This is a genomic window from Owenweeksia hongkongensis DSM 17368 (assembly GCF_000236705.1).
Classification (GTDB): Bacteria; Bacteroidota; Bacteroidia; order Flavobacteriales; family Schleiferiaceae; genus Owenweeksia; species Owenweeksia hongkongensis.
The window spans coordinates 2,613,263-2,640,077 of sequence record NC_016599.1 but is presented as its reverse complement, the minus strand read 5'-3'; the positions used below and the strand labels follow the sequence as shown (position 1 = coordinate 2,640,077).

Below are 26,815 nucleotides of genomic sequence, written 5' to 3'. Positions count from 1 at the left end.
AATCACTGCTTCACAAACCTCAGCACTCTATCCTCAATTTTCAAAAAGTAAATGCCTTTAGAAAAGTGCTTCACATCAAGCGTTATTTCCCTATCCCGTGAGGTGTCCAACTGCTTTTGCAAAATGATTTTGCCATTTACATCAAGCACGTTTAGCCCTGTGTTTTTGCTCACCATTTTTTTGGGAAGAACTACATGAAGCACATCTTTACTAGGATTCGGATAAATCGATATTTCTTTATCAAGGGCATTTTCAGGCAAGCTAATATTACTCACCTGAAAGCAAGCCGAGGTATCCACACATCCGTTGGGAGTAATGATAATCACCGCGTAGCTTCCAGGTTGTGATGGGTAGAATATTTTATCAGTAACCCCAAAGTTTATTGTGGAATCATTGCAATCTACCCACCGATATGAAACGGAATCCGCCTTAGCCTCCAATATTCCGCCAAACCAAGCTTGAACATCAGTATTTGGTGTGTCAATGCTTAAAGAAAAATATTTGGCCGAATCCGGAGCATAGCTTTGTTTGTAAACTCCACCCTCAGCATAATAGCTGCTGTCAAAAATTATAGAGTCTCCATTACAGATTGTTTGAAAGGTAGTGTCCGCCCAGGCAGGAATGTATTCGTAAGCGCCCAAATCTACTTGACCATCTGCTATGCGCATTGTGCCGTTCACATCCAATGGCAATAACTCATTGGTTATACCGTCATCATCCAAATCATGAATATCCATGGGAATGGAATCATTGAGACCTGCATTGATAGCTGGTGAAATGGATTGTACAGCAAAACTCCCTGCCCCAACGAAATAGGCGTTGGTGTCAATATTTCCACCTAAATCGGTGGCGTCATGTGCCCAATTAGAACTTCCTCCTGAATAACGTACTAACGAGTTTGAAACATACACGCTAGAAATATTTGATGGAAAAGCTTCCTCCCTAATCAATATAGAATCTGAAATAATTGAATTAACAAGAAAAACGACTGCCTTGTTTGCACTCGCAATCGCACGGTTGCTAGAGCAATTGGCAAAAGTGCACCCTATAAATCGAACAGTTCCATAATTGACTAAAACGTCTGCTAAATCAGCTCCGGTAACAGGACTATTTGAATTCACAGTATTAGACCCAATTACACAGTTAATAAACGTATCATCACCAACGCACACAATTCCAGCACCGCCTACAAACGCGCCATAATTATTAATGATTTGGCAATTATAAAATGTGCTTCTATTATCCTCCACAGTAAATATTGCTCCACCTCCATTATATGCAGAGCATCTGGTAATTTTAAGGTTTCTAAAAATGGCACTTATACTATAATCTGTATTCAAAATACCACCTCCTAGCCTATCATCTGTGCTGACTACTACCGTCATCGCATACCCATCCCTAATTGTAAAGCCGTCTAAAACAGATTGATTACTCAACGCCCAATCGTTATAAATTACATGTCGGCTATTATCCGTTTTATCACCTATCACCCCTAGGTCACCCGAAAGTTTGGTGAGGTTTAATCGCCAATCTCTTTGTTGCCTAATAGTTTCGGTGCCCGCAAAGCCACCATAAATACCCACGCTATCTATCATAGCAAAACTCATTTGTTTGGTATCTACATTGGCATCATAGTTTATATCCTTAGAAGGGTAATAGGTACCCTGAGCCACCCAAATATCGTCTCCGGCCTGAGCAGCCTCCAAGGCATCTTGCAGGTCAGCATAAGCGTTGGCCCATGAGCTACCATCATTAGCACCAGTGGCGGCATGGTTTACATAAATAATATTTTGAGCAAATAATAACTGGCATGAGATAGCCAGTGTGAGGAGGAGAAATTTTTTCATTGTTAGTTTTTAAGCTGTTAGCGTGGGTTAAAATAAGTAGAAATAATAAACCCGAAAATCTAAACCCTAAACAAAGCTCAAAACGTTTAAACTCTTAGCCCAAAATCAAAAATCTCTTTTCTAATCAATCGTAAATCCGAAATCAAAAATCGCAAATAGTCCTTTTAACGTTTAACTTTTCACCCCCTGCTTCCCCTTTTTCGCAAGGTTTGCGATATTTGCGCTTTATGGCAAAAGAGAAAAACCAAAGAAAGATTAGCAAGAAGCTTCGCAATAAGTACCGCTTGGTAATTCTTAATGACGATACTTTTGAAGAGAAGCTTTCGCTAAAGCTAAGCCGCCTCAATGTGTTTGTGCTCGCAGGTTTTCTATTTATCTTTTTGATTACGGCCACCACATTGCTTATTTCTTTTACCCCTTTGCGGGAATACATTCCAGGGTATTCAAGCACTGCTTTGCGCAGAAAGGCTTTTGAGCTTTCGCTAACCACGGATTCATTGGAGCGACAGCTTACCTATAATCAGCGCTACCTATTGAACATTAAAAACATTGTAGAAGGAAAACCCACCATCAACTTTGCAGACACAGCTATGAGCGACAGCATAGTACAGGCTGAAATAAATAAGTCTATAAGCAAAGAAGATAGCTTGCTTAGACTCATGGTAGAGGAAGAAGAGCAGTTTAACATCAACTCTGGAAACAGAGGAGAAGTGGCACTAAAGAATATTTCTTTTTTCACCCCGGTAAAAGGGCTTGTTACCAATGATTTTAATCCAAAGGAAAATCACTTGGGGGTGGACATTGTGGCTAAAAAGAATGAGGTAGTAAAAGCCTGCCAAGAGGGTATTGTTATTTTCTCAGAGTGGACTTCCGAAACGGGTTACACCCTAATAATTCAGCATCGGGGTAATTTTATATCGGCTTATAAGCACAACTCATCCTTGCTAAAGCAACAGGGCGAAAATGTAAATGCTGGCGAACCTATTGCCATTATTGGTAATTCAGGTGAACTAACTACCGGTCCACACTTACATTTTGAGCTTTGGTATGATGGTCACCCAGTAAATCCGGAAGATTATATTTCTTTTTAGACCGAAGTCCGTAGTCAGAAGACATCTTTGGACTGTGGACTAAAAGCTACAAACTATTCTCAAACCCTTCATCCACCTGCAGCACGCCTTCTTTGTAGGCATTTACAGCCAAAAAATCACAGCGCTCATTTTGCGGATGATTATTATGTCCCTTTATCCAATGGAGGGTAGGTTTAAATTTTCGGTATTGCACCAAAAACTTTTGCCATAAATCAGGGTTCTTCTTGTCTTTAAAACCCTTCTTTTCCCAATTAAAAAGCCAACCTTTGTTTACAGCATCCACTACATATTTACTATCTGAGTAAATATGCACTTCAATATCAGCACGCTTTAGAGCCTGCATAGCCACAATTGTGGCCAGCAGCTCCATTCTATTATTTGTTGTATTTCTGAAGCCTTCGGAGATTTCTTTACGCTTTTTAGCGGTTTCCATTACCACCCCAAAACCACCCGGCCCTGGGTTTCCGCTAGCACCTCCATCAGTATAGATGTTTACTCTCAATCCAAATCCTTTATCACATATTCTATTACCTCAGGGTAATGCTTATGCTCTAGCTGTTGTACTTTATATTGAACGTCTTCTGGAGTGTCCTCATAGTCTACCTCCACAGTTTCCTGAAAAATGATTTCTCCTTCATCATAATCATCATTTACATAATGAATGGTGATTCCGGTTTCTTCTTCTTCATTTTCTACCACCGCTTCGTGCACATGCATCCCGTACATTCCGTCACCACCATAGTCAGGCAGCAGTGCTGGGTGTAGGTTTATTATCCTATCAGGAAATTGTTGGATGATGTCAGAAGGAACTTTGAGAAGGAAACCTGCCAAAACAATCATGTCGATTTTGTATTCCTTGAGTTTTGCCAAAACTTCGCCATTTTGAAGTCCTTCTTTGCTAAAAACAATGCAACGAACACCCAATAATCGAGCACGATCTACTACACCTGCATTCTTGCGATTGCAAAAAACAACGAATACTCGAGCCAAGTCGCTGTCTTCAAAATAATTTACAATACCCTCAGTATTAGTGCCGTTGCCCGAGGCAAACACTGCAATTCTCTTCATTTTAACAAAAGTTCAATTCTGGTTTTTTATTAATCCTTGTAATGTCAGACGGCTAAAGTAAGTTATTGTTTCATTTTTGATAAATTTACTTTCTTTGCAGCCTAATAATTACAAAACAAAATCGACCATGTCAGAAATCGCTTCAAAAGTAAAAGCAATAATCGTTGATAAACTGGGTGTAGACGAAAATGAAGTAACCACCGAAGCAAGTTTCACTAACGATCTAGGTGCGGACTCATTGGATACAGTTGAGCTTATCATGGAATTCGAAAAAGAATTCGACATTCAAATTCCAGACGATCAGGCTGAAAACATCGCTACTGTAGGACAAGCAGTATCGTACATCGAAGAAGCCAAAAAATAAAATTCTAATTCAATTAGATGGAATTGAAAAGGGTTGTAGTAACGGGTGTAGGAGCCATTTCGCCAATTGGCAACACTGCTGAGGAAACTTGGCAGAATATGCTAAATGGTAAAAGCGGGGCGGCTCCTATTACCCTTTTCGATGCTTCCAAATTCAAAACCCAATTTGCCTGCGAGGTAAAAAACTTTGACGCTGCTGAGTATTTTGATAGAAAAGAAGCCCGTAAAATGGATCGTTTCTCTCACTTTGCAATTGCAGTGGCTGATGAGGCGCTAAAAAATAGTGGCCTTATTGAGCATCCAAGTTTTGATCCTGATCGTGTAGGTGTGATCTGGGGTTCTGGAATTGGAGGGTTAGATACATTTCAGCAAGAAAGTATCGCCTTCGGAAAGGGTGACGGCACTCCTCGATTTAATCCTTTCTTTATCCCTAAGATGATTGCGGATATCGCTGGTGGTCATATTTCTATAAAATATGGTTTGCGCGGACCAAACTTTACTACAGTTTCGGCCTGTGCATCATCTACCAATGCTATGATTGACGCTTTCAACTACATTCGTTTAGGGATGATGGATGCTTGCGTAACCGGAGGTAGCGAGGCTGCGATTACAGAGGCAGGGATGGGTGGCTTTAATGCCATGCATGCCTTGAGTACACGCAACGATAGCCCCGAAACGGCCAGCCGTCCTTTTGATAAGGATAGAGATGGCTTTGTACTGGGCGAGGGCGGTGCATGTATAATTTTAGAAGAATACGAAAGCGCTAAGAAAAGAGGTGCAAACATTTTGGCTGAAGTAATTGGCGCAGGCCTTTCTGCTGATGCTCACCATATCACCGCTCCTCACCCCGAAGGGTTGGGCGCTAAAGCGGTAATGGAGAATGCACTAAAAGATGCCGGTATCAAAGCTCAGGAAATTGGGTACATTAACGTACACGGCACTTCTACCCCTCTTGGTGATGTTGCAGAACTAAAAGCCATTAAAGCCATTTTTGGTGATGATGCCTATGATCTCAATATAAGTTCTACAAAATCTATGACTGGTCATTTACTTGGTGCAGCAGGTGCTCTAGAGGCAATTGCTTGTATAATGGCTGTCAAAGAAAATATTGTTCCTCCTACTATCAATCACGTTACTGACGATCCTAACATTGATTCGAAACTCAATTTGACTTTCGGAAAAGCACAGGAACGTGAGGTAAATGTTGCTCTAAGCAACACCTTTGGTTTTGGTGGACACAACGCATCAGTTATCGTAAAGAAGCACATCTAGTACTTCATGATCAACTGGTTAAAAAGATTAAGTTCCCGTTTCCGAAAGGATACCGGGAACTTTTTTTTTGAAATTAAAAATATCACGGGCTTTGACCCCGTTACTGAGGAGCATTATAAATTAGCCTTTAGGCATAGTTCCGCTTCACGCGAAAACCAGGGTGCACGTCTTAATAATCAAAGGCTGGAATATTTAGGGGATGCTATTCTTGGAGCTATTGTAGCCGATTTTCTGTACGATAGATACCCCGAAAGTGGCGAAGGATACCTTACCAGTATGCGCAGCAAAATTGTTAGCCGCAGGCACCTCAACCAGCTGGGTATGAAAATGGGGCTCAACAAACTGGTAGTAAAGAAAACCTCGCGCACGGTAAACGCAAAGTCTATTTATGGTGATGCCCTTGAAGCTTTGATTGGCGCTGTATATCTCGATCGTGGTTTTGAAGACACAAAAGCTTTTGTGCTCGACCGAATCATCAACGTACATGTGGATGTAAGCACTCTAGAGAACAGAATTGCCAGCCACAAAGGAGCAATACTTGAATGGGGACAAAAACACAAAAAAGAAATCGCCTTTGAGATTACCGGCTGTTACGGTGAAAGCCATAACCGCAAGTATGAAATCTCCATGAAAATTGACGGTGATCTAATAAGCACCGGCAGTGGAAGCAGTAAAAAGAAAGCTGAAGAAGAAGCCTCGAGACTGGCCTACAAAAAAATTCTTGTACACGATAATGGCTAAAAAGATTGAGCTTGACGAAGACTTTTACTTTAGAGAAGCTACCATCTTTGGAATCGTAAGCGAGCTTCCCGATTACCGCCTCTGCTACATGCTTAATGAAGCTTTAAGCTTAAAGCTAAAACGCGCTCCGGCTGACCGTGAGTTTAGCTCCAAAAAAGGAACTTTTCTTTATAGCGAGTTTGAATTTGACGACCCTGAAAAACAAGTAACCTGGCTACTTACCACAAATAGAAAGGCAAGAATCAAACAATCAGAGCATTCTGCAACTCTGCAATTGGATTCTCTCAGTTCCGAAACCAGTGCCGTACCTTTGGTATCTGATTTAAAAATGATTGATTTCTTTTTATGGTATGATGGCGAGTCATCTTCGAGTCTTGATGCTTTTATTAATAAAAACTTAAAGAAGCTCAGCTATGTTCGTACCTTTCAAAAAGTTAACATTGAAAGCTCAAAACACATTAAAAACCTACTATTAGAGTATTAAAATATGTCTTTTAACAAAACAAAAATTATAGCCACCCTTGGCCCAGCTACCGAAAGCAAAGAGACCATGTATAAAATGATACAGGCCGGGGTAAACGTTTTTCGCATCAACTTTTCGCACAGCTCACACAAGGATGCGGTGCAAATGATAAAGCAAATTCGTGAGCTAAATGCTGAACACGACTATAACGTAGCTATTCTTGCCGACCTTCAAGGTCCTAAGTTGCGAATCGGAAACGTAGAAGAGGGAGCTGTAATAAAGCAGGGCGACATTCTTACCTTTTCTAATGTAGACGAGATGGGTACTGCCAAAAAGGTGTTTATGACCTACTCGCAGTTTCCTCGCGATGTAAAAGTTGGTGAGCGCATACTCGTTGATGATGGTAAGATTCTTTTAAAAATCATCCGCACTAACGGCATTGATGAAGTACAAGCCGAAGTAATTCATGGCGGCCCACTTAAGTCCAAAAAAGGTGTAAACCTTCCTAACACTAAAATCTCTCTTCCTTGCCTTACGGATAAGGATTTGGCGGACCTTAAAGTTGCCATGGAACATGAAGTAGAGTGGATTGGTCTTTCTTTTGTTCGTTCAGCAGATGATGTGATAGAACTGAAAAAAATTATTGCCGAAAATAACGCCCCGTGTCGCGTTATCTCTAAAATAGAAAAGCCTGAGGCCGTAGTTGAGATTGATCGCATTATAGAGGAAACTGGAGCTATTATGGTAGCTCGTGGTGACCTTGGTGTAGAAGTTCCGATGCAAAGTGTTCCGCTTATCCAAAAGATGATTGTGAACAAGTGCCACAAAATGTCTCGTCCTGTAGTGATCGCTACACAAATGATGGAGAGCATGATAGAAAATGCCAGCCCCACAAGAGCTGAGGTGAATGATGTAGCCAACAGTGTATTGGATGGCGCTGATGCTGTAATGCTAAGTGGAGAAACCTCTGTGGGAAAACATCCTATTAAGGTAATTGAGGCCATGACAAAGATTATAGAGCACGTAGAGGAAAGTGGGCAGGTAGCTACCAAAACTGAAAACCCACCAACCTATCGCAACGAACGTTTTATCACAGATTCAATTTGTTATAACGCCAGTAAAATTGCGGATCAGATTGGAGCCTCCTCTATTCTCACCATGTCATTTAGTGGTTATACCGGCTATAAAATTTCTTCTCACAGGCCAAAAAGTAACATCATTGTATTTACAGCCAACCGCTCTATTTTGAACATGCTAAGCTTAGTTTGGGGAGTGCGAGGGTATTTTTATGATAACATGGAAAGTACCGACAATACCTTTAAGGAGATTAAACAAATTGCCAAAAACAATGGTTTGGTAGATGAGGGTGACCTTGTGGTAAAAATTGCAAGTATGCCAATTGAAGAAAGCGGTACCACCAATATGTTAAAAATTAGTCAAATAGATTAAGAGATGAACTGGGAAGAGAAGGACAATAAGCTAGTAAAAGATTTTAAGTTCAAAGACTTTAGCGAGGCTTTTGCATTTCTCACCCGTGTGGCCATTTTAGCTGAAAAGCACAATCACCATCCCGAAATCTATAATGTTTACAATAAAATATCCTTATCTCTCACTACCCATGATTCGGGTTCTAAAGTGACAGATAAGGATATTAATTTGGCAAAAGCCATTGACGGGCTTTCTTAAAGAGCAGATTTGAATTGCTCTAAAAAGCGCTGATCATTTTCAAATAAAAGTCGGATATCACTGATTTGGAATCGTTGCATCGCAATTCGTTCTACGCCCATTCCAAAAGCATAACCGCTATATTCTTTAGAGTCTATTCCACAGTTTTCCAGCACATTTGGGTCCACCATTCCGCAACCCATTACTTCCAACCAACCAGTTCCTTTGGTCATTCTGTAGTCCACTTCATTTTCCAAACCCCAGTACACATCCATCTCGGCACTCGGCTCGGTAAAAGGAAAGTATGATGGACGAAGTCGGATCTTTGTATCCTTACCAAAGAATTCCTGAGCAAAGTAAAGTAGTGTTTGCTTCAGGTCTGCAAAACTCACATTCTTGTCAATATAAAGTCCTTCTACTTGATGAAAGATACAGTGCGAGCGCGAAGAAATTGCCTCATTTCTAAATACTCTTCCTGGCGAAATAGTACGAATTGGTGGTTTTTGATTTTCCATAGTGCGAACCTGAACACTACTTGTATGAGTGCGAAGAGCCCAGTCTGGATTCCTTGCTACAAAGAATGTATCCTGCATGTCTCGAGCTGGATGCTCCTCCGGAAAATTTAATGCTGTGAAATTATGCCAGTCGTCCTCTACTTCCGGTCCTTCACTTACGTTAAACCCTATCCTTTCAAAAATTTGAATAATTTCATTCTTCACCAAGTTTACTGGATGGCGGCTTCCTAAGCCAATTTCTCCTCCTGGACGGCTGAGATCATAGTGCATTTTCACACTTTCTCCAGCGCCTGAGTTCGCTTTTAGCTCCTCAACTTTAGCCGAAGTAGCTTGCTTTAACTCATTTAGAGGTTTCCCCACATTCCGTTTTTGATCACCGGGTAAAGCCTTGAACTCGTCAAACAGCGCAGGTATCAGCCCTTTTCGACCCAAAAATTTTATCCTAAATTCCTCTATCTTAGCTCCATCAGACTCATTGAAGCTTTCTACTTCTTGAAGATATCCCTTAATTTTAGCTTCCATAAAAGGCGAAAAACCTATCGTATACGTTAATTACTATATTTGCTTTTGGCAAAGATGTGAATTATTATCTACACTCATGAAAAGACTTCTTCCGGTTATCGGTGCATTATTACTCCTTTTGGGAGTTGCCATTAGCACCACATCTTGTGAAAAAGATACACGAGACTATGAACTTACAGTGGTCATTACAACGTACGACTCTGTAAGAGTACAAAACGCTAACGTTCATTTATTTGCACCTGTTTCTAATTCAATAATAGACTACTGGTATACTACTGATGATAAAGGCGAGGCTAAGTTTAGCTTTGAAAATAAGGTGATTGTGGAGATTGAAGTAGCAAAAGGATCTTTTCAGGCTTGCGGCTTTGCAGAAGTAAATAGAGGTGAAAACACTATTTATATTGACCTAAAACCATTTGTGGATCGAGCACATAACGGCTGCTAGAATAGTATGAAAAAGGTTTTAATAGCATTTCTTTCTATTATTTCTTTGTCTTTTTTATCATGTAAAAAAGAGGCCGATTTGTACCAGCTTACTGTTTTGGTTTCAACCGAGTCTTCTGTAGTTAATGATGCATCCGTACATCTATATGAGGCTACTACAGGAGGCACAAGTATATTTCGTAGAACTGACGAAAACGGAGAAGTTCGTTTTATTTTTGAACAAGCTACGCATGCCGAAATAGAAATAACAAAAGGGAGTGCCCGTTCATGTACTTCGGAGATAATAAGCAAAGGCCACAAAACGATATATATTGAGCTAAAACCATTTAGCCAACAAGCTACCAACGGATGTTAAGTTAATTATGAAAAAGATATTTTTCCCCCTTATTATTCTTTCCCTTGCCTTGATATTCTCATGCAAGAAAGAAGATTTAGACCCTGAATACCCCTTTACTATAGTGGTAAAAACTTATGACGACAGTATTTCTGTGGCAAACGTAAACGTGGAGGTATTTACTCCTGTACAGGGAAATACGGTTGATATGTTAGGTATAACTGACCAAAATGGAAAAGTAAGCTTTACATACGATCAGAACGCAGTTTTATTGATCCGCGCCACAAGAGGAGCTAATCCTTTTGCCTATATGGGCTGCGCTGATATTAGACTTGAGCCAAATGAAAGGGTAACCAAAACTGTGTATTTGGAAGTATATGACCCTAATGTTCCTGGCTGCGTTTATTCGCCTTAATTTTCAAAATACCTTACTAAAGCCTCTTTCATAAGTAGGCTCTGCTCCCCGGGCTTCAGAGATGGCAGCTGTTCTATCACCTTATAATGTGGCCATCCGTCAGGATCACGTCCTTCATATTCGTAATATCCGTAAGGTTCTAGTACACGGCAAATGGCGATATGCATAAGGTTCAGCTTTTCATCCTTCTTGAATTTTCCGAAGCCCATTCCTAGCTCTTGCACACCTACCAAAAATATAATAGCATCAAGATCTAGTTCCTCACCATCTCCAAAACGAGCAGAAACGTCTTTTACGAGCTTTTCCCACTTTACTTTAAGTTCTTCCCTATTCATTTATTTAAAATACTTTTGAAGCCCTCTAAAAGGACTATATCTTGAATTTTGTTGACATTCTTCTCTTACTACCTTTAGTCTATGGCCTTGTCCGCGGGCTATTAAAAGGTTTGGTACACGAGTTAGCTTCGGTGCTGTCTATTATACTCGGAATCTATTTTGCTTACACCTATTCCGCAGAAATGTCCAAGTGGCTTGCTAAGCATTTTGAGGCCTCAGAAACCACATTAGAAATTGCTGGCTACATTTCTGTATTCCTAGTTATTTCATTGGGTCTTTATGCTCTCGCATTTATCCTTACCAAAATGCTAAAGTTTATGATGCTCGGTATGGTAAACCGCGTTCTTGGCGGAATTTTTGGTTTCCTCAAAAGCCTACTCCTCCTCTGTCTGTTTATATTCTTTGCTCAGCCGTGGTTCAATCAATGGAAAAAAAATTCCCCACAACTTAAGAAGAGCATCGTATATGAATACCTTTTGGACGCAAGTCTTTATATAGGAGGACTCTCCACTGATTTTGACCAGAAAGAATCCCCCTTTGATTTTATTCCGCCATCAATTAAGGATAGCCTTGATGCCAGGGAGCTCCTTCCCCTCTAGGTACTCAAGCATTGCTCCGCCCCCCGTAGAAACGTAACTTACCTGATCAGCCATTCCGAACTGCTTTACAGCTGCCACAGAGTCTCCACCGCCAACAATACTAAAAGCACCGGCTTCAGTAGCCTTCACAATACTTTTAGCAACTTCCCTTGTTCCAAATTCAAAGTTTGAAAACTCGAAAACACCCATCGGGCCGTTCCATAGAATCACTTTGGAATTAACCAAAACTTCATCAAGCATGGTAACGGTTTCCGGTCCCACATCAAGGCCCATCCAGCCATCTTTCACTTCATCAGCTGGGGTAGTTTCTTTAGCAGCATTATTGTCAAACTTATCAGCATTCACCGAGTCAACAGGAAGGTAAACCTTAACTCCTTTGGCTTCCGCTGTTTTTAGAATTTCTCTTGCGGTTTCTAAAAAGTCATCTTCCACCAAGCTTGATCCAACTTTTCCGCCCTGAGCTTTAAGGAAAGTATAGGCCATTCCTCCACCGATAATTAGGTTATCCAATTTTGAAACCAAGTTCTCAAGAATAGCAATCTTAGAAGAAACTTTTGCTCCTCCAACGATTGCTGTTACCGGCTTTTCGGTACTATTTAACACCTTTGTTACGTTTTCTATTTCTGCTGCCATCACCAATCCAAAGGCTTTCTTTCCCTTGAAAAACTCTGCTATTACAGCAGTGCTGGCGTGGGCTCTATGTGCTGTACCAAAAGCATCATTCACATAATAATCGCCATTTTTTGCAAGCTCTTGGGCAAATCCTTTATCTCCAGAGGTTTCACCTTCATGAAATCTTAAATTTTCCAGTAACAACACTTCGCCTGACTTAAGATTGTTGCTGGCTTCTACAGCTTCATCGCCTACGCAATCCAAAGCGAAGTTCACTTTTGCACCAAGCAGCTCTTCAAGCTTGTAAACTATGTTACTTAGGCTAAACTTGTCGTCATATGCACCTTTAGGCCTACCTAAATGAGACATTAATATCGGACGACCTCCGTTTTTTAGCACCGCTTTTATTGTTGGTATGGTAGCTCTGATTCTGTTGTCATCAGTTACTTTCAGGTCATCATTCAGTGGCACATTAAAGTCCACTCGAATAAGCACCCTACCATTGTTGTATTGAATATCTTCTACTGTTGTCATGTTTAGCTAATTTTGGGCGTCAAAAATACACTCTTAATATTAAGCTCCAGCATATGAAGTTTGAAGAAATTGTAGGGCACCAAGCTTTAAAGCAACAATTGATTGATACTATTCGTCACAATAGGGTTAGTCATAGTCAGCTTTTTTATGGCCCTGAAGGCAACGGAGCATTAGCTTTAGCCATAGCTTATGCGCAATATCTTCTTTGCGAAAACCCTTCGGAGCGAGATAGTTGTGGAACATGCAGCTCTTGTAAGCAAATGGCTTCCTTCAATTACCCGGATTTACATTTCGTCTACCCTATAGCAAAGCAAGGGAAAAGCACCTCAAAAGTTTTCAGTACTGATTTCTTAAGTGACTGGAAACAAATGGTTCAAAAAGACTTGTATTTCAGCATATACGGATGGCTTGAGGCACTTGGTGTGCAAAATAAGCAGGCCCAAATTGGCGTGGATGAAAGCGCTCAAATGCTCAGGAAACTCCAATTAAAATCTTACTCTGGTAAACATAAAGTGATGATTCTATGGATGCCAGAACGAATGAATGCCAGTGCCTCAAATAAGCTCCTTAAACTGCTGGAGGAGCCTCCTCAAAAAACCCTTTTCATCTTTGTTTCTGAGGATCCCGACTCTCTTCTGAAAACAATTACTAGTCGCTGTCAAAAGGTATTTATTCCAAAATTCACCTTTAATGAAACTCATGCTTTTCTTCAAAGAGAAGAAAACCTTGAAAGTGGACCTGCACAGGTAATCGCTAGAATGGCTGATGGAAACTTGGCTCAAGCAAAAAGACTAGCAGAAAAAGCGGAAACCTATAGTGATTACGCAAAACTTTTTAGCCACTGGGTTCGAAGTTGTTTCACTGCAGATTTAAAACAGATTATCGGATGGGCTGAAGAATGTGGAAAGTTTGATAGAGAAAAAATTAAACACTTCCTCTCTTTTTGCAGCCAGACTTTTCGCGACTCCTTAAATATTCACTACAAAACCCTTGAAGACTTTAACCAGATATTTCAAGAGGTGAATTTTGAGTTGTCAAAATTTGCACCATTCGTACATGTTGGAAACACCCCACGAATTTTGCAGGATTTAGATGTCGCAGCTTACGATATTGGAAGAAATGCTAACCCAAAAATAGTTTTGACTGATTTAAGCCTAAATATGGCCCGCCACCTTCGTATAAAACCCTAATACACAATCACCTACAAACAGGCTTTAAAAAATAGCTTTTCTGCGCATTTCTCAATCTTTTAGACACACAACCCCCCAGACGCATAAAATCAAAGCTAAGCGCCTTATTTATGGTCTTTCCAGAATATAAATAAGGCTACTCATATTTTTGTCAGATTTTCCCTTCAAATTGCTCTTTAAACCCGTAGTTAGCGCCTTCAGAGAGCTCCCTTTAGCAGATCCAATCTTTTCACTCAGCAACGAAACATAAAAACTATCAAAAGGCATATTTAACGCCTCTTTAAAAACAAAGCCATGCTTTTTAGCAAGAGCCTGAATACTTGATTTCTTAAAATGCCATAAATGAAGTGGGACATCAAGTGCCGCCCAATTTTCACCGTAATGTTTGCTATCGCTTGATTCGTGATTAGGAACGGCTATCACCAATTTTCCTCCAGACTGAAGTCCATTGTAAAACGACTGAAGGTGTTCATTCAAATTTGGTAGATGCTCCAACACGTGCCAAAGCGTAATTACGGAATACTTACCGCCTTCTACCTCGAATTGCTCAGGATCATGAAGCTCAAGCGCATTGTCCTTTTTAGCAACCTCTCTAGCGTCTCCTGAAATTTCAACACCTTCTATGTTCCAACCGGACTTCTTAGCTTCAAGTAAAAAGTGTCCTGTCCCAGCTCCATAATCTAACAAGCTCTTTGAGCCATTATCTATTCTGGAAATCAACTGAACCTTCTTTTTCAATGAATAATTACGAACTACCTGATACGCTTTATCCATTAAACTTTTGCTACTATTGTTATGACTAATGTAATTAGCGGAGTCATAATACTTACCCAAATCAGCATCTTCCGGCCGAGGACTAGTTACCCAGAACTTACATTCATTACATTCTTGAATTGCAAACAACTCATTGTCACCTCTAAAATAAGGCGCTTTAAACACCTCTTTAAAAGAAGACGCCCCGCAAACGGGGCAACTTTTTACTTCAATCATAACTTTAGTTTCACGTGGAACGTGTCATTTATCTTCCCATGTAAACCAGCAATACGCTAATATCGCTTGGCGTTACACCACTTATTTTCTTCGCTTGTTCAATGGTTTGAGGCTGAACTCTGCTCAACTTCTCACAACCCTCATAACTCAGACTCTTTAACCTCTTGTAATCAAACCCCTCAGGAATGCGTATATCCGACAATCTAGAAAGCTTTTCGGCATTCTCCTTTTCCTTGTTAATATAGCCCTGGTACTTAATTTTAATCTCTGCCTGCTCCCACTCTTCACGGGTTATTCCATTGTCTAAAACAAAATTGGACAACTCACCATACTCCATCAAATCTGTAAACTCAATTTGAGGACGAGATAATATACCATCCAAGCGAAGCTTTTGCTTTATAGAACTAGAACCCTTACTCTCAAGAATAGGATTAACATCCATAGGTTCAACACCATGTTTCTCCAAAAAGCGATTCAATTCCTCAACCTTTGATTGCTTCCCTTCCAACTCCGCCAATCTTGACACCTCTGCCAAACCAATATCAAAACCCTTCCGCGTAAGACGTTCGTCTGCATTATCCTGCCTCAAAAGGATTCTATACTCCGCTCTGGATGTAAACATCCTATACGGCTCCTCAGTACCCTTTGTAATCAAATCATCTATAAGAACGCCTATATACGCCTCATCACGACCGAGAACAAACTCACCTCCTTCCTGCACTTTTCTGTGCGCATTAATACCGGCCATTAATCCCTGACAAGCTGCCTCTTCATAACCAGTAGTACCGTTAATCTGACCAGCGAAATAAAGGCCATCAATTAACTTTGTCTCTAAAGTGTATTTCAACTGCGTTGGAGGAAAATAATCGTATTCAATAGCATATCCAGGCCTAAAGAAGCGAACGTTTTCAAACCCCGCAACACTTTTTAGCGCCTTAAACTGAATATCCTCAGGTAAGCTAGTACTAAAACCATTAACATAAACCTCACAAGTCTTCCAACCCTCAGGCTCTACGAAAATCTGGTGTCTATCCTTACCCGCAAACTTATTGATCTTATCCTCAATACTTGGACAATATCTAGGACCTGTGCTTTCTATCTGCCCATTAAACATTGGACTCCTATCAAATCCTTCTTTCAAAATTTCATGAACCTCATTACTTGTATAAGTAATATGACAACTTCTCTGAGTCTCTAAAGGCTTAGTCTGGCTACTAAAACTGAACTTCTCCGGCCTTTCATCGCCAGCCTGCTCTTCCATTTTGGAGTAATCCAAAGAACGGCCATCCACACGAGGAGGCGTCCCTGTCTTCATTCTTCCATATTCAAAGCCCAAAGCAGCTAGCTCAGGTGTAAGACCAGTAGAAGCCCTTTCTCCAGCACGACCTCCACCAAATTGCTTTTCTCCCAAATGGATCAAACCATTAAGGAATGTGCCATTAGTTAGAATAACAGACTTCGCTTTTATCTCAACTCCTATACCCGTCTTAACACCGGCAACCCTGCCTCCTTCAACAATAAGGCCTGTAACCATATCCTGAAAAAAGTCAAGATTAGGCAAGGACTCCAAAGCCCATCTCCATTCTTCCGCAAAACGCATTCTATCACTTTGTGCTCTAGGAGACCACATTGCAGGTCCTTTGCTCCTGTTAAGCATACGAAACTGTATCATGGTTTTATCCGTGATAATACCACTCATTCCACCCAGTGCATCAACCTCCCTCAGAATCTGACCTTTCGCAACACCTCCCATAGCAGGGTTGCACGACATCTGCGCAATTGTTTGCAAATTCATAGTAACAAGCAATGTCTTACTGCCCATTTTAGCCGCAGCCGCAGCTGCTTCACAACCAGCATGACCACCGCCTACTACAATTACATCATATTCTCCTCTCGTCATAAACTAAATTCGTTTCACGTGAAACAACTATAACTAGTTGCTTCTCAAAATTTTGGGGCGCAAAATTAGGCAATTTTCTTCTTCACTCCTCATTTCAGCCTTTTCCTCTTCACTACGATCGTCAAAACCTATTAAATGCAGTAGACCATGAGCAATCACTCTGCACAACTCATCCTCTTTTGGAATACTACGGTCATCTGCATTTTCAAACACCGTTTCATATCCTATAAACACCTCTCCACTAACCCTTCTCCCTTCGGAATAACCGAAGGTGATTATATCAGTGGCATAGTTATGCTCCAAATGCCTAACATTTCTAGCCGTGATCTCCTCGTTATCTATAAAGTGATACACTAGATTCTTAATCCTGCTTTCATGACTCTTGGCACAATCCTTAAGCCAATTTTTAAGATCTTCTTCCCTACCCAATAATACATTCGGCAAATCTAAAAACTGAATCATTCTACACTAAGATATTTAGACGTTTGTCCCTTGTAATAATTCCTAAACTCAACAGGCAGCTTATCCAAAGTTTCCTCTTCAATCCCCTTCTCCTCCAGATATTTTTCGAGTTCTTCAGTATACAACTGCTTTAATTTATCCGCTGTGGTAGACTCCCTCTTTTCGTCCTGTTTTTGTTTTAGCTCCGCCTTCTCTGACTCCAACAATCTTGTTTCAATGTCTTTCAAACGCTCCTTATAATTGTCCGCAATCTTACCATCCATAAGGTCGTCTTGCATCTTTTTAAGCTCCTCAATAGCCTTCTGCCTGTTTCCTTTACTTCCGCTGCTTCCTTCCTTGTCCTGCATCTCTTCCAAAGCCTCACGCAGCTGCTCCTGCTTGCTAATGGTTTCCACCATTTCCCTACTCATCTTTCTTCCCTCGCCCTTCTTTTGACCTTCCTTAAGGCGATCCATCATCTTTCCAATTTGACCCTGCATTTCCTTCAAGGTTTGTCCATCCGGTTTGCTACCCGGTTTCTGGCATTGCTGTTGACCTTGAGTCATTTGTGCCTGCATTTGCTGCATCTGCTGCAGGCTTTGCTCAAGCATAAGTGCCAAGTTATTTGCGGCCGTCATCACATACTGTTGATGCGAAGCTGCTCTTGCCGATTCCACCTCTTGCAAATACTTAATTCCGGCATCCATATTCTCCTTCATCGCATCCAATTCGTCAAAAACCAATTGCTGAATTTGAGGGGCTCTAGAGGCCAAAGCCAGTAAGCTATCTTCAATCAATTTTGCACCATCCATCAATCGCTTTTGTTCAGTAAGAATGTCCTTAATGCCCGGATCATCTCTACCAATTGATCGGCTCTGGCTAGCTAGTTCTTCTATTCCAAATGACACCGTTTCTAGGTTCTCTAAAATTTGACGAAGGGTTTCAATATTCTCCTTATTACTTTGAGACTGCATATTCATCATAGAGCTTTGTAAACTTTCGCTCATTTCCTGCATTTTTTCACCAGACTTCTTTTGATTCTCATTGGCTCCTTCCGAATCCTGATTTTGCATCTTATCAGACGATTTCCGCATTTCTTCGGAGGCCTCTTTTTTGCTTTCGTCTAAGCCTTGTTCTTCGCTTTCTTTTTTAAAGTCTTCATTCTCCTCCTTCATTTCCTCCAACTTTTCGGCTACCTTCTCAAATTCCTCTTTGACCTCATCCTGTTTAGCAGACTCCTCTTTCTCATCCCCTGTTTTCTCAGAGAGCTCCTTCATTTCCTCAGACAGATTCTTAAGCTTTTCGGCACTCTCCAACATGTCTTTCTTAAACTTCAAGTCCTTAAGTAACTCATCCTTTCTTTCCTGAGTTCGCTCATTGCTTTTGTTCATTTTCTGGAGTTCATCAAGCTTCTCCTTAAGCTTATCAGTATCCAGTTTTTCCATCAGGTCCTCAATCTCCTTCATCAAGTCTTCGATCTCCTTATCCTTTTCACTTAGCTCGTCAATCTTCTTTTCCTCTTCCTTAAGCTCTTCCTTTTTGAGATCAAGCTTCTCTTCTTCTCTTTTAAGTTTTTCAAGTAACTCTTCGTTCTGCTCTTGCTTTTTCAGCAATTCCTGTTGCTTCTCCAGCAAATCCTTAAGCTTAGATTTTTCCTTAAATGAAAGGGATTTCTTTTCCATCAAAGCTCTCCTCATCTCCTCCAAAGATTTTTTCAACTCCTCACGCTCCTGCTGCTCTTGTTTACCTGATTGGAAATACTGCTTATACCCCTTCTCTATATCTTCTTCCCGTTCTTTTTTTCCTTTAAGGTCCAAAACAAAAGGTTGTGAGCTTGTAGTTTTTGCCCCATTCACCCCGTCATTATCTGAAACTTTAAAATATACCTTTACTGTTTTTCCATCATCTCCAGCCAAGCTGTCCAGGTCCAATACATTTCCAAATCTTTGGTTTAACCCAGATTTCAAATTCACCTTTTGAACCTCAGCCTTTCCTTCCTCCTCAATTACCAAGCTTAAACCCGAGAAACCATAATCATCAGAAATCGCCACCGAATAGTACAAGACATTTGCCTCCAAGCTATCCTGGTCAAAATCTGCTTTCACATCAGGAAATGCATCTTTTACAACATGTATCTTGTTTCCACTTAAACCTCTCTTTTTAAGCGCATTATTCTCTACATCAATTGCATATTCCAAATCTGCAGTAGTTCGCTTTTCATACTTAAAATTATCAGTGTTTAGTTTCTCGAACGGCTGGCTTGATGTATCACCCACAAACCAAGCTTTCTCAGCTTGCCTTGAACCCAGCACCCAGATCACCTGACTTCCCTCGGGAACATCGTGAACCATGCGTAACTCTTCTTCTGATGGTGCCAAACCCGTATATGAAGGTGGGATGATTTTTATGCGGACATTCTGCAGTTGAGGCACCGGCAATACTTCAAAATGATAAGTTTTGCTGAGAAAACCTGCGGCTTTAAAACGCAGATCAAAGTTTGCCCTGGCCTCTGGAATCGTAAGTGAAAACTCAGAACCTTCACCTCTATTCATCCGAATTTCTTCATCGCCCAATATCAAACTAGCTTCGGCAGGTATCTTGTCTCCTTCAAGCTGTAGCTTAATAGTTACACTCTGTCCCTCTTCTAAGGTATTTTCATCATTCAGAAGCACAAACTGGAAAGGAGCTGCTGGAACAAATTCACGATTAAACTCAGCTATCCTTCTTCCACTTTCGGTAAGATTAGTCCATTCACCGCTAAGGAAAACACCAATAAAAATAAGAGCAGGAATAACAAGAATCGGCCAGTACTTTTTGTTTTCACTAAAATCTACTGCCCGAGTAAACGGAACAGGCGACAAGTTTTCGATCTTTTGATCAATACTGGCTTGAATCAAATCACTTTGCGCACCCGAAACCGTTTCTAACTGAATAGCGTTCAGTAGTTTATCGTCAACTTCAGGAAAATGCTTACCAATAATTTGAGCCGCTTTTTGGTAACTAATCCTTTTTCCAACTTTGAGTAATTTACTCAGCGGATACAAAATGTAATAGCCAAGGATTGCAAGAAGACCAGCGATAAGACCAATAAGAAGTGTGAGTCGAGTTCCGCTGCCAAAGCGACCAAAATATTCCGCTACAGCGAGAAAGAAAAAATACATAGCGCTCAGACTGACGCCATAGATAGCACCCTTTATCAGCTGATTTTTGTAATACTTGCTGATAAAAACTTCCAGTCTTTTCCGTAAAATTTCACTTTTTGCCATAGTCTCGTAATGACGCTTTACAAATCAACGTCAATTTATACAGTCAATTGCTGTTGTTCAAAGGTACAAACCCTGTTAAGATAATTATCTTTGCCGCCTCAAAGTAAAAGATCAAATGAGCGAAAGAAAAGTACGAGTACGTTTTGCCCCCAGTCCCACTGGCCCTTTGCACATGGGTGGTGTGCGCACAGCCCTTTATAACTACCTGTTTGCCAAGAAACACGGTGGCGATTTTATTCTTCGAATTGAGGATACGGATCAAACCCGATACGTTCCTGGTGCCGAAGATTACATTATCCAGGCTTTGACTTGGTCAAAAATCATACCTGATGAAGGACAAAGCGTAGGCGGAAATTATGGACCGTATCGTCAGTCAGAACGCAAACACTTATATCGTGCGTATGCAGATCAGCTAATTGAAAGCGGACACGCATACTATGCTTTTGATACTTCAGAAGATCTGGACAAAATGCGTGAACTGGCAAAACAAGCCGGAACTGCAAACTGGCAGTACAATCACGTAACCCGCAGCCACATGAAAAACTCCATCACACTTTCTGCACAGGAAGTTCAGGAGCGATTGGATGCTGGCGAGCCTTATGTAATTCGTATTAAGCTTCCGCGAAATGAGGAAGTGAAATTTGAAGATATCATCCGTGGTTGGGTTTCTGTAAACACCAACAACATGGACGATAAAGTGCTTTTTAAATCTGACGGAATGCCTACTTATCACTTGGCAAACATTGTGGATGACCATTTGATGGAAATCACTCACGTAATTCGTGGTGAAGAGTGGTTGCCTTCTGCCCCGTTGCACATTTTACTTTACAGATATTTAGGTTGGGAAGAAACCCGCCCACAATTTGCTCACCTACCGCTATTGCTTAAGCCTGATGGAAATGGTAAACTCAGCAAGCGTGATGGCGATCGACTTGGCTTCCCGGTTTTCCCACTACAGTGGAAAGACCCTGAAACAGATAATATTTCTTCGGGTTACCGCGAGCAAGGGTATTTCTCTGAAGCCTTTATAAATATGCTGGCCTTTTTGGGATGGAACCCAGGTACTGAGCAGGAATTATTTACCATGCAAGAGCTAATTGACGCCTTTACTTTAGAGCGTGTAAATAAGGCTGGAGCTAAATTTGACCACGAAAAAACTAAGTGGTTCAACCAACAATATTTGCGCAAGCACAGTGACAAAGAATTAGGAGAACTGCTTCTTCCTTACCTTGATGCAAAAGGTATTCACACCGATGCTGAATATGCAGGAAAAGTAGCTTCTATAATGAAAGAACGCGCTTACTTTGTTACCGATATTCTTGATGAAGGCATGTACTTTTTTGAGCCTCCTATCAATTACGATGAAAAGACTTTGGCCAAAAAATGGAACGCAGAATCTCGTATGCACGTAGAAAATCTGCTTCACCGTTTTGAAGCTTTAGAGTACTTTGATTCAGAAACTTTGGAGAAAAACTTCAAAGATTACCTTACTGAAAAAGAAACAGGATTTGGTAAAGTAGGTCCAGGGTTTAGACTTGCCGTTACGGGTCAAGGAATGGGTGCTTCTATGTTTGACATTTGCGCCATTCTTGGCAAGCAAGAAACCGTGGCACGCATGCGCACCGCTTTGGAAAAACTACCTGCCTAATGGACAGAATTGAAGTAGAAGGAATAAAACTTTTTGGCTACCATGGCTGCCTTGACGAAGAAGGCAAGATTGGCACCGATTATAGAGTTAATGTAACTGTGTGGGGCGATTTACATCGCCCTGCACAAACTGACGAACTGAAAGATACGCTTGATTATGTTATCATCAATCGCGTAGTAAAGCAGGAAATGGCCGTTCGCTCCAAACTTATTGAGCACGTGGCGCAGCGCATTTTGGATGGCCTTATGGCCGAAATGCCTTTGGTGCAAAAAGCAGAGATTAAACTAAGCAAACTACAGCCGCCCATAAATGGTGATGTAGAAAGTGTAAGTGTGGTGATGGCTACAAGCCGCTAAGTGCATTGTAAGTTACTTCATCATAAATGCCGACTACGCAAGTATTGTAATTCCACATTACATAGTAGTTGGCTCCTTGTTGTATAAAAACCTCTCCCGTTCCTGTTGCCTGGCAGCGTTCAGTTCCACAGCCAATTAATCCGTTTATAGAATAGGTTTGATTCCCTGTTCGCAAATTCTGCATCAACAACCGGTTTCCTGTGGGTTGAATGGTCTGACCGGCAATGTTTACAGTAATGTCCAAAATACAATTGTACATATCTCCCATGTAAATGAGATTAGCACTCACCAGGTTGTTTGAAACTGGCTTGCTATAATCTTTGTCGTATCCCGGGTCATTACTTTTACCCTGGTGGTAATCATTATCGTCAACCACATCCTCCCTTACTGGATCCGGTGGATATGCCGTTTCCATCACAATCTGGTCTATTAAAATATCGTCACCTTCTTCATCAAAATTCACTTTTACCTTTTGGCGAATGAGCTTATAGTTTTTGTGCTTTAGCACCACATCCAGGTATTTACTTCCTTTTCCATTTAGTCTCACGGCAAATTTTCCTGAGCCATCGGTTCGATCAAAAGCTTCAGGGTATTGAGCTACTTCTACCTCGGCACTCACCACAGGTTTTCCCTCTGCATCTTTTACATGTCCAGTAATATATTTTGAAACCAAAATAGCCTCCTTGTCTCTCTGATTCTTCTGGACATCAACATAAATCCAGGCAGCAATTCCTACCAAGGCCAGCACACACGCCCCGATTATCATCATCCGAATAACCGTGTAGCCCTGCTCTTTGGTAAGGCCCGGGAAGATATTTTTGCGGATAACGCTACCGAAAATAAGAACCAGTGCACCGATGGAAATCCCCGCTATTCCAGCAATTTTCCCAAGGTTTTCTAAAGCTTCGATATTCATGATACTGAAAAGGTTAAGGTTGGTATTAATCTATTGAATTTACATATTTCAAATTATCTCTTTCAATCCTGTATATTTTTCTATTTTTGCACCCTGCATATGGTTCCGTGGCCGAGTGGCTAGGCAGTGGTCTGCAAAACCATCTACAGCGGTTCGAATCCGCTCGGAACCTCAACAAGGGTTTGGCTTTCGCCAGACCCTTTTTTGTTTCCAGCCTATCTAAAATACTTCTTATCCAGTCTAGCTGCTACTCCCTTCTATCATTTATCACAAATGCCTAGGGTTTCTGCTTTTCTCAATGAGCATATTCTCTTTGCCAGTTTCCTCAAATTTATGTGGCAAACATTTTCCTTACCCCAATCCTTTATGTAATATTGATATATAATTCTTAGACCCTAGAAGCCATGGAGTATATAAAGCGAGAAGGAGAGTGGATTCCCAAATTAGGCTTCGGTACTTTTAACCTTACCGGAAGACAAGCCCTTGGTATTCTTGAGTTCGCTCTAGACGTAGGATATCGTCATTTTGATACTGCACAGATGTATGAAAATGAGGATCAAATTGGAAAGGTAATTGGCAATACTTCCATACCAAGAGAAAGGCTGTTTGTCACCACCAAGGTCTGGCATACTAACATGTCCAAGGATAAATTTCTGCCTTCTGTAGAAAACAGCTTAAAAAGCTTAAAACAAGATTACATCGATCTGCTCCTAATCCATTGGCCTAACAAGGAAATTGATTTACAGGAATCACTTGAGCAATTAGCAGAAGCCCGCGAAAAAGGCTACTGCAAACTTATTGGTGTGAGTAATTTCAATATTGAATTACTTGAGGAAGTTGAGAGGTCCGGTATTAAAATTCACTGCAACCAGTTTGAGAATCACGTTTTTCTAGATCAGAGAGCTTTGCTGAATAAGACACGAGAAATGGGCTGTTTCGCTACTGCTTATGCTCCTATTGCGAAAGGTCAGGTTGCTGATGAACCGATTCTCCAAAAAATTGCCAGAAGACATAACGTAACCGCAACCCAAGTGGCTCTGAGGTATCTTGTAGAACAGGAAGATGTGGTTGCCATTCCAAAGTCCAGCCAGCTTATTCGCATTAAGCAAAACTTTGATGTGTTCAATTTTCATCTTGAGCCAGAAGAAATTACGGAAATTGAAAAGCTACGAAGCAGAAATATGCGGTTGATAGACCCTAATTTTGCTCCTGTGTGGGATAAGTAGCCGTGCAGCCTCTTCCCCTTTCATACTATCAAAATGATGATGTGGTTTTTTTGGCCAAAGACCTTTTAGGCAAAAAGCTTTGCACCAACATAAATGGGCAATTTACCTCTGGTATAATTACCGAAACGGAAGCTTACTGTGGGCGAAATGATAAAGCCTGCCATGCTAATAATGGAAAACGGACCAAGCGCACTGAGATCATGTTTCAGGAGGGGGGCAAAGCTTACGTCTACCTGTGCTATGGCATTCACAATCTCTTTAACGTTACGAGCAATGTAAACGGCTTGGCAGACGCTATTTTGGTACGAGCTATACAACCGGTAGACGGAATAGAAATAATGCTTGAGAGACGAAATAAAAGCAAGCTGGACAAAACCCTGTCGTCCGGACCAGGAACCCTAAGTCAAGCTCTTGGAATTGACCGTAACTTTTATGGGCTAGATTTAACAGGCCACGATATTTGGATTGAAAATTCTACAACTAAAATTGCACACTCAGAAATTGTTGAATCTACACGCATTGGAGTAGATTATGCCGGTGAGGATGCCTTACGCCCGTGGCGATTTTATATTAAGAATTCTATTTGGGTGAGTAAGCTTTAGGAGAACCCTTCTCTTCATACTTTGCCAAATTCCTTATCATACCATTGAATACAAAATAGTGAAAAGGTAAAACTGCATACCAATACAATCGTCCAAAAAGCCCATGGGGTCTGAATGTAGCTGTTTGATATAACACAGGTGGTGACTGTTCTTTATCAATTTTGAACTCCAACCAAGCTTCACCAGGAAGTTTCATTTCTGCGTAAAGCAATAATCTTGACTCTTTAGTATCTGCAACTATCACTCGCCAAAAATCAAGGGCATCGCCTACATATACTCTATCAGAATTTGTCCTGCCGCGCCTTAAACCAACACCTCCTACAAACTTATCCATGATGCCCCTTATTTTCCACAGAAAGCTCCCGTAATACCAGCCACGGCTACCACCTATTGCAAAAATATTCTTTGCCACATCCTCTACTGGCCTTTCTATTTTCAAGGATTTACAGTCTTGAAAAACACCATTTTTGGGCACCTCTACAAACTCGCTCCTATTGATAAAGCCACGGCCAGCCACCATGGCATCCTTCCAACTGCTTACCACCATGTGCTGCTCTATTTTGGTAAAAGCCAGCTCTACAGCTTCCTTATAGCTCAGTAGCTCCATTGGGATAATCTCCTTTATACCCTCCCGTTTCACCACCACATCTACCTTCATACTGTCTACCAGATTTGTTGCCAAACTATAACTTGTAGCGGTTACAAAGTAGAGCCAGTAACTGCTGAGCCTCGGTGTCATTACGGGCACACTAATTATGCTTCGTTTCAAACCCCGTACTTTGGCAAAATCCATTAGCATTTCTCTATACGTAAGTACATCTGGCCCGCCAATATCAAATACCTTGTCGTAACATTCTTCTTTTAAAAGAACACCGTTCAAGTAACCCACCACGTTACGAATAGCAATAGGCTGACATTTGGTGTTTATCCATTTAGGAGCCACCATTACGGGTAATTTCTCCACCAAATCTCGAATGATTTCAAAGGATGCTGAGCCAGACCCAACGATAATTCCAGCTCTTAAAACTGTGGTGGATAATTGAGATTCTTTCAATACCTCTTCCACTTTTAACCTTGAGCTAAGATGTGCAGAGAGCTCTTCATTATTTACAATTCCACTTAGATAAATTACTTGCTTGCACTTTGATTTCTCTAAATGTTTCAGGAAATTCTTTGCACTTCGCTCCTCCTTTTCAGCAAAATCTCCAGCCTTGCTCATTGAGTGAATTAAGTAGTAAGCCGCATCAATGTCGGTTGGAAGAGTTTCTTTTTCAGGCTCTTCCAAAAAGTCAATTTCTACAACTTCAACCTTCTCTCTAATTGACTTTTTTATTTCAAAGCGACTACTATCACGAACCGTACATATCACATGATGACCAGCCTCCACAAGTACCGGAAGCAGGCGCATTCCGATATATCCATTGGCTCCTGTAAGAAGTATTTTCATGCAGGTATAACCC

At 41.0% G+C, this 26,815-nt stretch carries 28 protein-coding genes and 1 tRNA gene; 17 read left to right on the top strand and 12 right to left on the bottom strand.

What is annotated here, in order from left to right:
* Positions 1-2: 2 nt before the first annotated feature.
* A complete protein-coding gene (locus OWEHO_RS11665) occupies positions 3-1,847 on the bottom strand; it encodes a T9SS type A sorting domain-containing protein (RefSeq protein WP_014202682.1) in 1,845 nt (614 codons plus the stop codon).
* A 227-nt stretch (positions 1,848-2,074) separates the two neighbouring features.
* Here OWEHO_RS11665 and OWEHO_RS11660 point away from each other — a divergent pair, with 227 nt between their 5' ends.
* Entirely contained in the window at positions 2,075-2,938 is an 864-nt protein-coding gene (locus OWEHO_RS11660; RefSeq protein WP_014202681.1) for a M23 family metallopeptidase, read from the top strand.
* A gap of 46 nt (positions 2,939-2,984) precedes the next feature.
* On the opposite strand, the gene rnhA is transcribed toward OWEHO_RS11660, so the two are convergent.
* Positions 2,985-3,440 carry a ribonuclease HI gene (gene rnhA, locus OWEHO_RS11655; protein ID WP_014202680.1) on the bottom strand — a complete coding sequence of 152 codons (456 nt, stop codon included), beginning with the start codon at positions 3,438-3,440 and terminating at the stop codon, positions 2,985-2,987.
* A complete protein-coding gene (gene purN / locus OWEHO_RS11650) occupies positions 3,437-4,006 on the bottom strand; it encodes a phosphoribosylglycinamide formyltransferase (RefSeq protein ID WP_014202679.1) in 570 nt (189 codons plus the stop codon). Before purN ends, rnhA begins: the two co-directional genes overlap by 4 nt.
* A 127-nt stretch (positions 4,007-4,133) precedes the next feature.
* Here purN and OWEHO_RS11645 point away from each other — a divergent pair, with 127 nt between their 5' ends.
* Genes OWEHO_RS11645 through OWEHO_RS11620 form a run of 6 tightly spaced genes read left to right on the top strand, consistent with a single transcriptional unit; the run spans position 4,134 to position 8,531 of the window.
* A complete protein-coding gene (locus tag OWEHO_RS11645) occupies positions 4,134-4,370 on the top strand; it encodes an acyl carrier protein (RefSeq protein ID WP_014202678.1) in 237 nt (78 codons plus the stop codon).
* 17 nt (positions 4,371-4,387) lie between these two features.
* Positions 4,388-5,641, top strand: coding sequence for a beta-ketoacyl-ACP synthase II (gene fabF / locus OWEHO_RS11640; protein WP_014202677.1), 1,254 nt, complete (start codon positions 4,388-4,390; stop codon positions 5,639-5,641).
* 6 nt (positions 5,642-5,647) lie between these two features.
* On the top strand, positions 5,648-6,382 hold the full coding sequence (gene rnc / locus OWEHO_RS11635; RefSeq protein ID WP_014202676.1) for a ribonuclease III: 735 nt from the start codon (positions 5,648-5,650) through the stop codon (positions 6,380-6,382).
* Positions 6,375-6,866: an IPExxxVDY family protein gene (locus OWEHO_RS17950; protein WP_014202675.1), complete on the top strand. Its 492-nt coding sequence runs from the start codon at positions 6,375-6,377 to the stop codon at positions 6,864-6,866. Before rnc ends, OWEHO_RS17950 begins: the two co-directional genes overlap by 8 nt.
* Before the next feature lie 3 nt (positions 6,867-6,869).
* Entirely contained in the window at positions 6,870-8,294 is a 1,425-nt protein-coding gene (pyk, locus tag OWEHO_RS11625) for a pyruvate kinase (RefSeq protein WP_014202674.1), read from the top strand.
* Positions 8,295-8,297: 3 nt separating this feature from the next.
* Positions 8,298-8,531, top strand: coding sequence for a 4a-hydroxytetrahydrobiopterin dehydratase (locus tag OWEHO_RS11620; protein WP_014202673.1), 234 nt, complete (start codon positions 8,298-8,300; stop codon positions 8,529-8,531).
* On the opposite strand, the gene OWEHO_RS11615 is transcribed toward OWEHO_RS11620, so the two are convergent.
* On the bottom strand, positions 8,528-9,547 hold the full coding sequence (locus OWEHO_RS11615; protein WP_014202672.1) for a phenylalanine--tRNA ligase subunit alpha: 1,020 nt from the start codon (positions 9,545-9,547) through the stop codon (positions 8,528-8,530). The two genes, OWEHO_RS11620 and OWEHO_RS11615, sit on opposite strands and share 4 nt — an antisense overlap.
* Positions 9,548-9,623: 76 nt before the next feature.
* On the opposite strand from OWEHO_RS11615, the gene OWEHO_RS11610 reads away from it, so the two are divergent.
* The 3 genes from OWEHO_RS11610 to OWEHO_RS11600 are packed head-to-tail and all read left to right on the top strand — an operon-like array spanning position 9,624 to position 10,740.
* On the top strand, positions 9,624-9,992 hold the full coding sequence (locus tag OWEHO_RS11610) for a hypothetical protein (RefSeq protein WP_014202671.1): 369 nt from the start codon (positions 9,624-9,626) through the stop codon (positions 9,990-9,992).
* A 6-nt stretch (positions 9,993-9,998) separates the two neighbouring features.
* The gene (locus OWEHO_RS11605; RefSeq protein WP_014202670.1) at positions 9,999-10,346 is read left to right on the top strand and encodes a hypothetical protein; all 348 of its coding nucleotides are present in this window, start codon (positions 9,999-10,001) and stop codon (positions 10,344-10,346) included.
* A gap of 7 nt (positions 10,347-10,353) precedes the next feature.
* A complete protein-coding gene (locus tag OWEHO_RS11600; RefSeq protein WP_014202669.1) occupies positions 10,354-10,740 on the top strand; it encodes a hypothetical protein in 387 nt (128 codons plus the stop codon).
* Here OWEHO_RS11600 and OWEHO_RS11595 read toward each other — a convergent pair.
* The gene (locus OWEHO_RS11595; RefSeq protein WP_014202668.1) at positions 10,737-11,075 is read right to left on the bottom strand and encodes a hypothetical protein; all 339 of its coding nucleotides are present in this window, start codon (positions 11,073-11,075) and stop codon (positions 10,737-10,739) included. The genes OWEHO_RS11600 and OWEHO_RS11595 overlap by 4 nt on opposite strands.
* 41 nt (positions 11,076-11,116) lie before the next feature.
* Here OWEHO_RS11595 and OWEHO_RS11590 point away from each other — a divergent pair, with 41 nt between their 5' ends.
* Positions 11,117-11,674: a CvpA family protein gene (locus tag OWEHO_RS11590; protein WP_014202667.1), complete on the top strand. Its 558-nt coding sequence runs from the start codon at positions 11,117-11,119 to the stop codon at positions 11,672-11,674.
* On the opposite strand, the gene OWEHO_RS11585 is transcribed toward OWEHO_RS11590, so the two are convergent.
* Positions 11,630-12,820 (bottom strand): phosphoglycerate kinase, encoded by a 1,191-nt coding sequence (locus OWEHO_RS11585; RefSeq protein ID WP_014202666.1) that lies wholly within the window; start codon positions 12,818-12,820, stop codon positions 11,630-11,632. The two genes, OWEHO_RS11590 and OWEHO_RS11585, sit on opposite strands and share 45 nt — an antisense overlap.
* A 53-nt stretch (positions 12,821-12,873) precedes the next feature.
* On the opposite strand from OWEHO_RS11585, the gene OWEHO_RS11580 reads away from it, so the two are divergent.
* Complete coding sequence (locus OWEHO_RS11580; protein WP_014202665.1) at positions 12,874-14,010, top strand: DNA polymerase III subunit; 1,137 nt, start codon at positions 12,874-12,876, stop codon at positions 14,008-14,010.
* A gap of 108 nt (positions 14,011-14,118) precedes the next feature.
* On the opposite strand, the gene OWEHO_RS11575 is transcribed toward OWEHO_RS11580, so the two are convergent.
* From OWEHO_RS11575 to OWEHO_RS11560, 4 genes are read right to left on the bottom strand one after another with little or no spacing between them, the layout of a single operon-like run.
* Positions 14,119-15,000 (bottom strand): class I SAM-dependent methyltransferase, encoded by an 882-nt coding sequence (locus tag OWEHO_RS11575; protein ID WP_014202664.1) that lies wholly within the window; start codon positions 14,998-15,000, stop codon positions 14,119-14,121.
* 28 nt (positions 15,001-15,028) lie between these two features.
* Positions 15,029-16,900, bottom strand: coding sequence for a tRNA uridine-5-carboxymethylaminomethyl(34) synthesis enzyme MnmG (gene mnmG / locus OWEHO_RS11570; RefSeq protein WP_014202663.1), 1,872 nt, complete (start codon positions 16,898-16,900; stop codon positions 15,029-15,031).
* Positions 16,901-16,933: 33 nt separating this feature from the next.
* Positions 16,934-17,362: an rRNA maturation RNase YbeY gene (gene ybeY, locus OWEHO_RS11565; RefSeq protein ID WP_014202662.1), complete on the bottom strand. Its 429-nt coding sequence runs from the start codon at positions 17,360-17,362 to the stop codon at positions 16,934-16,936.
* Positions 17,359-20,607 (bottom strand): DUF4175 family protein, encoded by a 3,249-nt coding sequence (locus OWEHO_RS11560; protein WP_014202661.1) that lies wholly within the window; start codon positions 20,605-20,607, stop codon positions 17,359-17,361. Before OWEHO_RS11560 ends, ybeY begins: the two co-directional genes overlap by 4 nt.
* Before the next feature lie 115 nt (positions 20,608-20,722).
* On the opposite strand from OWEHO_RS11560, the gene gltX reads away from it, so the two are divergent.
* Positions 20,723-22,255, top strand: coding sequence for a glutamate--tRNA ligase (gene gltX / locus OWEHO_RS11555; protein WP_014202660.1), 1,533 nt, complete (start codon positions 20,723-20,725; stop codon positions 22,253-22,255).
* On the top strand, positions 22,255-22,611 hold the full coding sequence (gene folB, locus OWEHO_RS11550; RefSeq protein ID WP_014202659.1) for a dihydroneopterin aldolase: 357 nt from the start codon (positions 22,255-22,257) through the stop codon (positions 22,609-22,611). Before gltX ends, folB begins: the two co-directional genes overlap by 1 nt.
* Here folB and OWEHO_RS17945 read toward each other — a convergent pair.
* Positions 22,598-23,527 carry a hypothetical protein gene (locus OWEHO_RS17945; protein ID WP_014202658.1) on the bottom strand — a complete coding sequence of 310 codons (930 nt, stop codon included), beginning with the start codon at positions 23,525-23,527 and terminating at the stop codon, positions 22,598-22,600. The two genes, folB and OWEHO_RS17945, sit on opposite strands and share 14 nt — an antisense overlap.
* A 101-nt stretch (positions 23,528-23,628) precedes the next feature.
* On the opposite strand from OWEHO_RS17945, the gene OWEHO_RS11540 reads away from it, so the two are divergent.
* From OWEHO_RS11540 to OWEHO_RS11530, 3 genes are all read left to right on the top strand, one after another.
* Positions 23,629-23,699 (top strand) — tRNA-Cys (locus OWEHO_RS11540).
* Between the two features lie 232 nt (positions 23,700-23,931).
* Positions 23,932-24,753 carry an aldo/keto reductase gene (locus OWEHO_RS11535; protein WP_014202657.1) on the top strand — a complete coding sequence of 274 codons (822 nt, stop codon included), beginning with the start codon at positions 23,932-23,934 and terminating at the stop codon, positions 24,751-24,753.
* Between the two features lie 2 nt (positions 24,754-24,755).
* The gene (locus OWEHO_RS11530) at positions 24,756-25,355 is read left to right on the top strand and encodes a DNA-3-methyladenine glycosylase (protein WP_014202656.1); all 600 of its coding nucleotides are present in this window, start codon (positions 24,756-24,758) and stop codon (positions 25,353-25,355) included.
* Here the strand turns inward: OWEHO_RS11530 and OWEHO_RS11525 are convergent.
* Positions 25,333-26,802 carry an SDR family oxidoreductase gene (locus OWEHO_RS11525; protein ID WP_014202655.1) on the bottom strand — a complete coding sequence of 490 codons (1,470 nt, stop codon included), beginning with the start codon at positions 26,800-26,802 and terminating at the stop codon, positions 25,333-25,335. The genes OWEHO_RS11530 and OWEHO_RS11525 overlap by 23 nt on opposite strands.
* Positions 26,803-26,815: the final 13 nt, after the last annotated feature.

Excerpts from the sequence above, each read along its gene's own strand:
- OWEHO_RS11665 (WP_014202682.1), bottom strand. The coding sequence starts at position 1,847 with ATGAAAAAATTTCTCCTCCTCACACTGGCTATCTCATGCCAGTTATTA.
- OWEHO_RS11660 (WP_014202681.1), top strand. The coding sequence starts at position 2,075 with ATGGCAAAAGAGAAAAACCAAAGAAAGATTAGCAAGAAGCTTCGCAAT.
- purN (WP_014202679.1), bottom strand. The coding sequence starts at position 4,006 with ATGAAGAGAATTGCAGTGTTTGCCTCGGGCAACGGCACTAATACTGAG.
- OWEHO_RS11645 (WP_014202678.1), top strand. The coding sequence starts at position 4,134 with ATGTCAGAAATCGCTTCAAAAGTAAAAGCAATAATCGTTGATAAACTG.
- fabF (WP_014202677.1), top strand. The coding sequence starts at position 4,388 with ATGGAATTGAAAAGGGTTGTAGTAACGGGTGTAGGAGCCATTTCGCCA.
- rnc (WP_014202676.1), top strand. The coding sequence starts at position 5,648 with ATGATCAACTGGTTAAAAAGATTAAGTTCCCGTTTCCGAAAGGATACC.
- OWEHO_RS17950 (WP_014202675.1), top strand. The coding sequence starts at position 6,375 with ATGGCTAAAAAGATTGAGCTTGACGAAGACTTTTACTTTAGAGAAGCT.
- pyk (WP_014202674.1), top strand. The coding sequence starts at position 6,870 with ATGTCTTTTAACAAAACAAAAATTATAGCCACCCTTGGCCCAGCTACC.
- OWEHO_RS11620 (WP_014202673.1), top strand. The coding sequence starts at position 8,298 with ATGAACTGGGAAGAGAAGGACAATAAGCTAGTAAAAGATTTTAAGTTC.
- OWEHO_RS11615 (WP_014202672.1), bottom strand. The coding sequence starts at position 9,547 with ATGGAAGCTAAAATTAAGGGATATCTTCAAGAAGTAGAAAGCTTCAAT.
- OWEHO_RS11610 (WP_014202671.1), top strand. The coding sequence starts at position 9,624 with ATGAAAAGACTTCTTCCGGTTATCGGTGCATTATTACTCCTTTTGGGA.
- OWEHO_RS11605 (WP_014202670.1), top strand. The coding sequence starts at position 9,999 with ATGAAAAAGGTTTTAATAGCATTTCTTTCTATTATTTCTTTGTCTTTT.
- OWEHO_RS11600 (WP_014202669.1), top strand. The coding sequence starts at position 10,354 with ATGAAAAAGATATTTTTCCCCCTTATTATTCTTTCCCTTGCCTTGATA.
- OWEHO_RS11595 (WP_014202668.1), bottom strand. The coding sequence starts at position 11,075 with ATGAATAGGGAAGAACTTAAAGTAAAGTGGGAAAAGCTCGTAAAAGAC.
- OWEHO_RS11585 (WP_014202666.1), bottom strand. The coding sequence starts at position 12,820 with ATGACAACAGTAGAAGATATTCAATACAACAATGGTAGGGTGCTTATT.
- OWEHO_RS11580 (WP_014202665.1), top strand. The coding sequence starts at position 12,874 with ATGAAGTTTGAAGAAATTGTAGGGCACCAAGCTTTAAAGCAACAATTG.
- OWEHO_RS11575 (WP_014202664.1), bottom strand. The coding sequence starts at position 15,000 with ATGATTGAAGTAAAAAGTTGCCCCGTTTGCGGGGCGTCTTCTTTTAAA.
- mnmG (WP_014202663.1), bottom strand. The coding sequence starts at position 16,900 with ATGACGAGAGGAGAATATGATGTAATTGTAGTAGGCGGTGGTCATGCT.
- ybeY (WP_014202662.1), bottom strand. The coding sequence starts at position 17,362 with ATGATTCAGTTTTTAGATTTGCCGAATGTATTATTGGGTAGGGAAGAA.
- OWEHO_RS11560 (WP_014202661.1), bottom strand. The coding sequence starts at position 20,607 with ATGGCAAAAAGTGAAATTTTACGGAAAAGACTGGAAGTTTTTATCAGC.
- gltX (WP_014202660.1), top strand. The coding sequence starts at position 20,723 with ATGAGCGAAAGAAAAGTACGAGTACGTTTTGCCCCCAGTCCCACTGGC.
- folB (WP_014202659.1), top strand. The coding sequence starts at position 22,255 with ATGGACAGAATTGAAGTAGAAGGAATAAAACTTTTTGGCTACCATGGC.
- OWEHO_RS17945 (WP_014202658.1), bottom strand. The coding sequence starts at position 23,527 with ATGAATATCGAAGCTTTAGAAAACCTTGGGAAAATTGCTGGAATAGCG.
- OWEHO_RS11535 (WP_014202657.1), top strand. The coding sequence starts at position 23,932 with ATGGAGTATATAAAGCGAGAAGGAGAGTGGATTCCCAAATTAGGCTTC.
- OWEHO_RS11525 (WP_014202655.1), bottom strand. The coding sequence starts at position 26,802 with ATGAAAATACTTCTTACAGGAGCCAATGGATATATCGGAATGCGCCTG.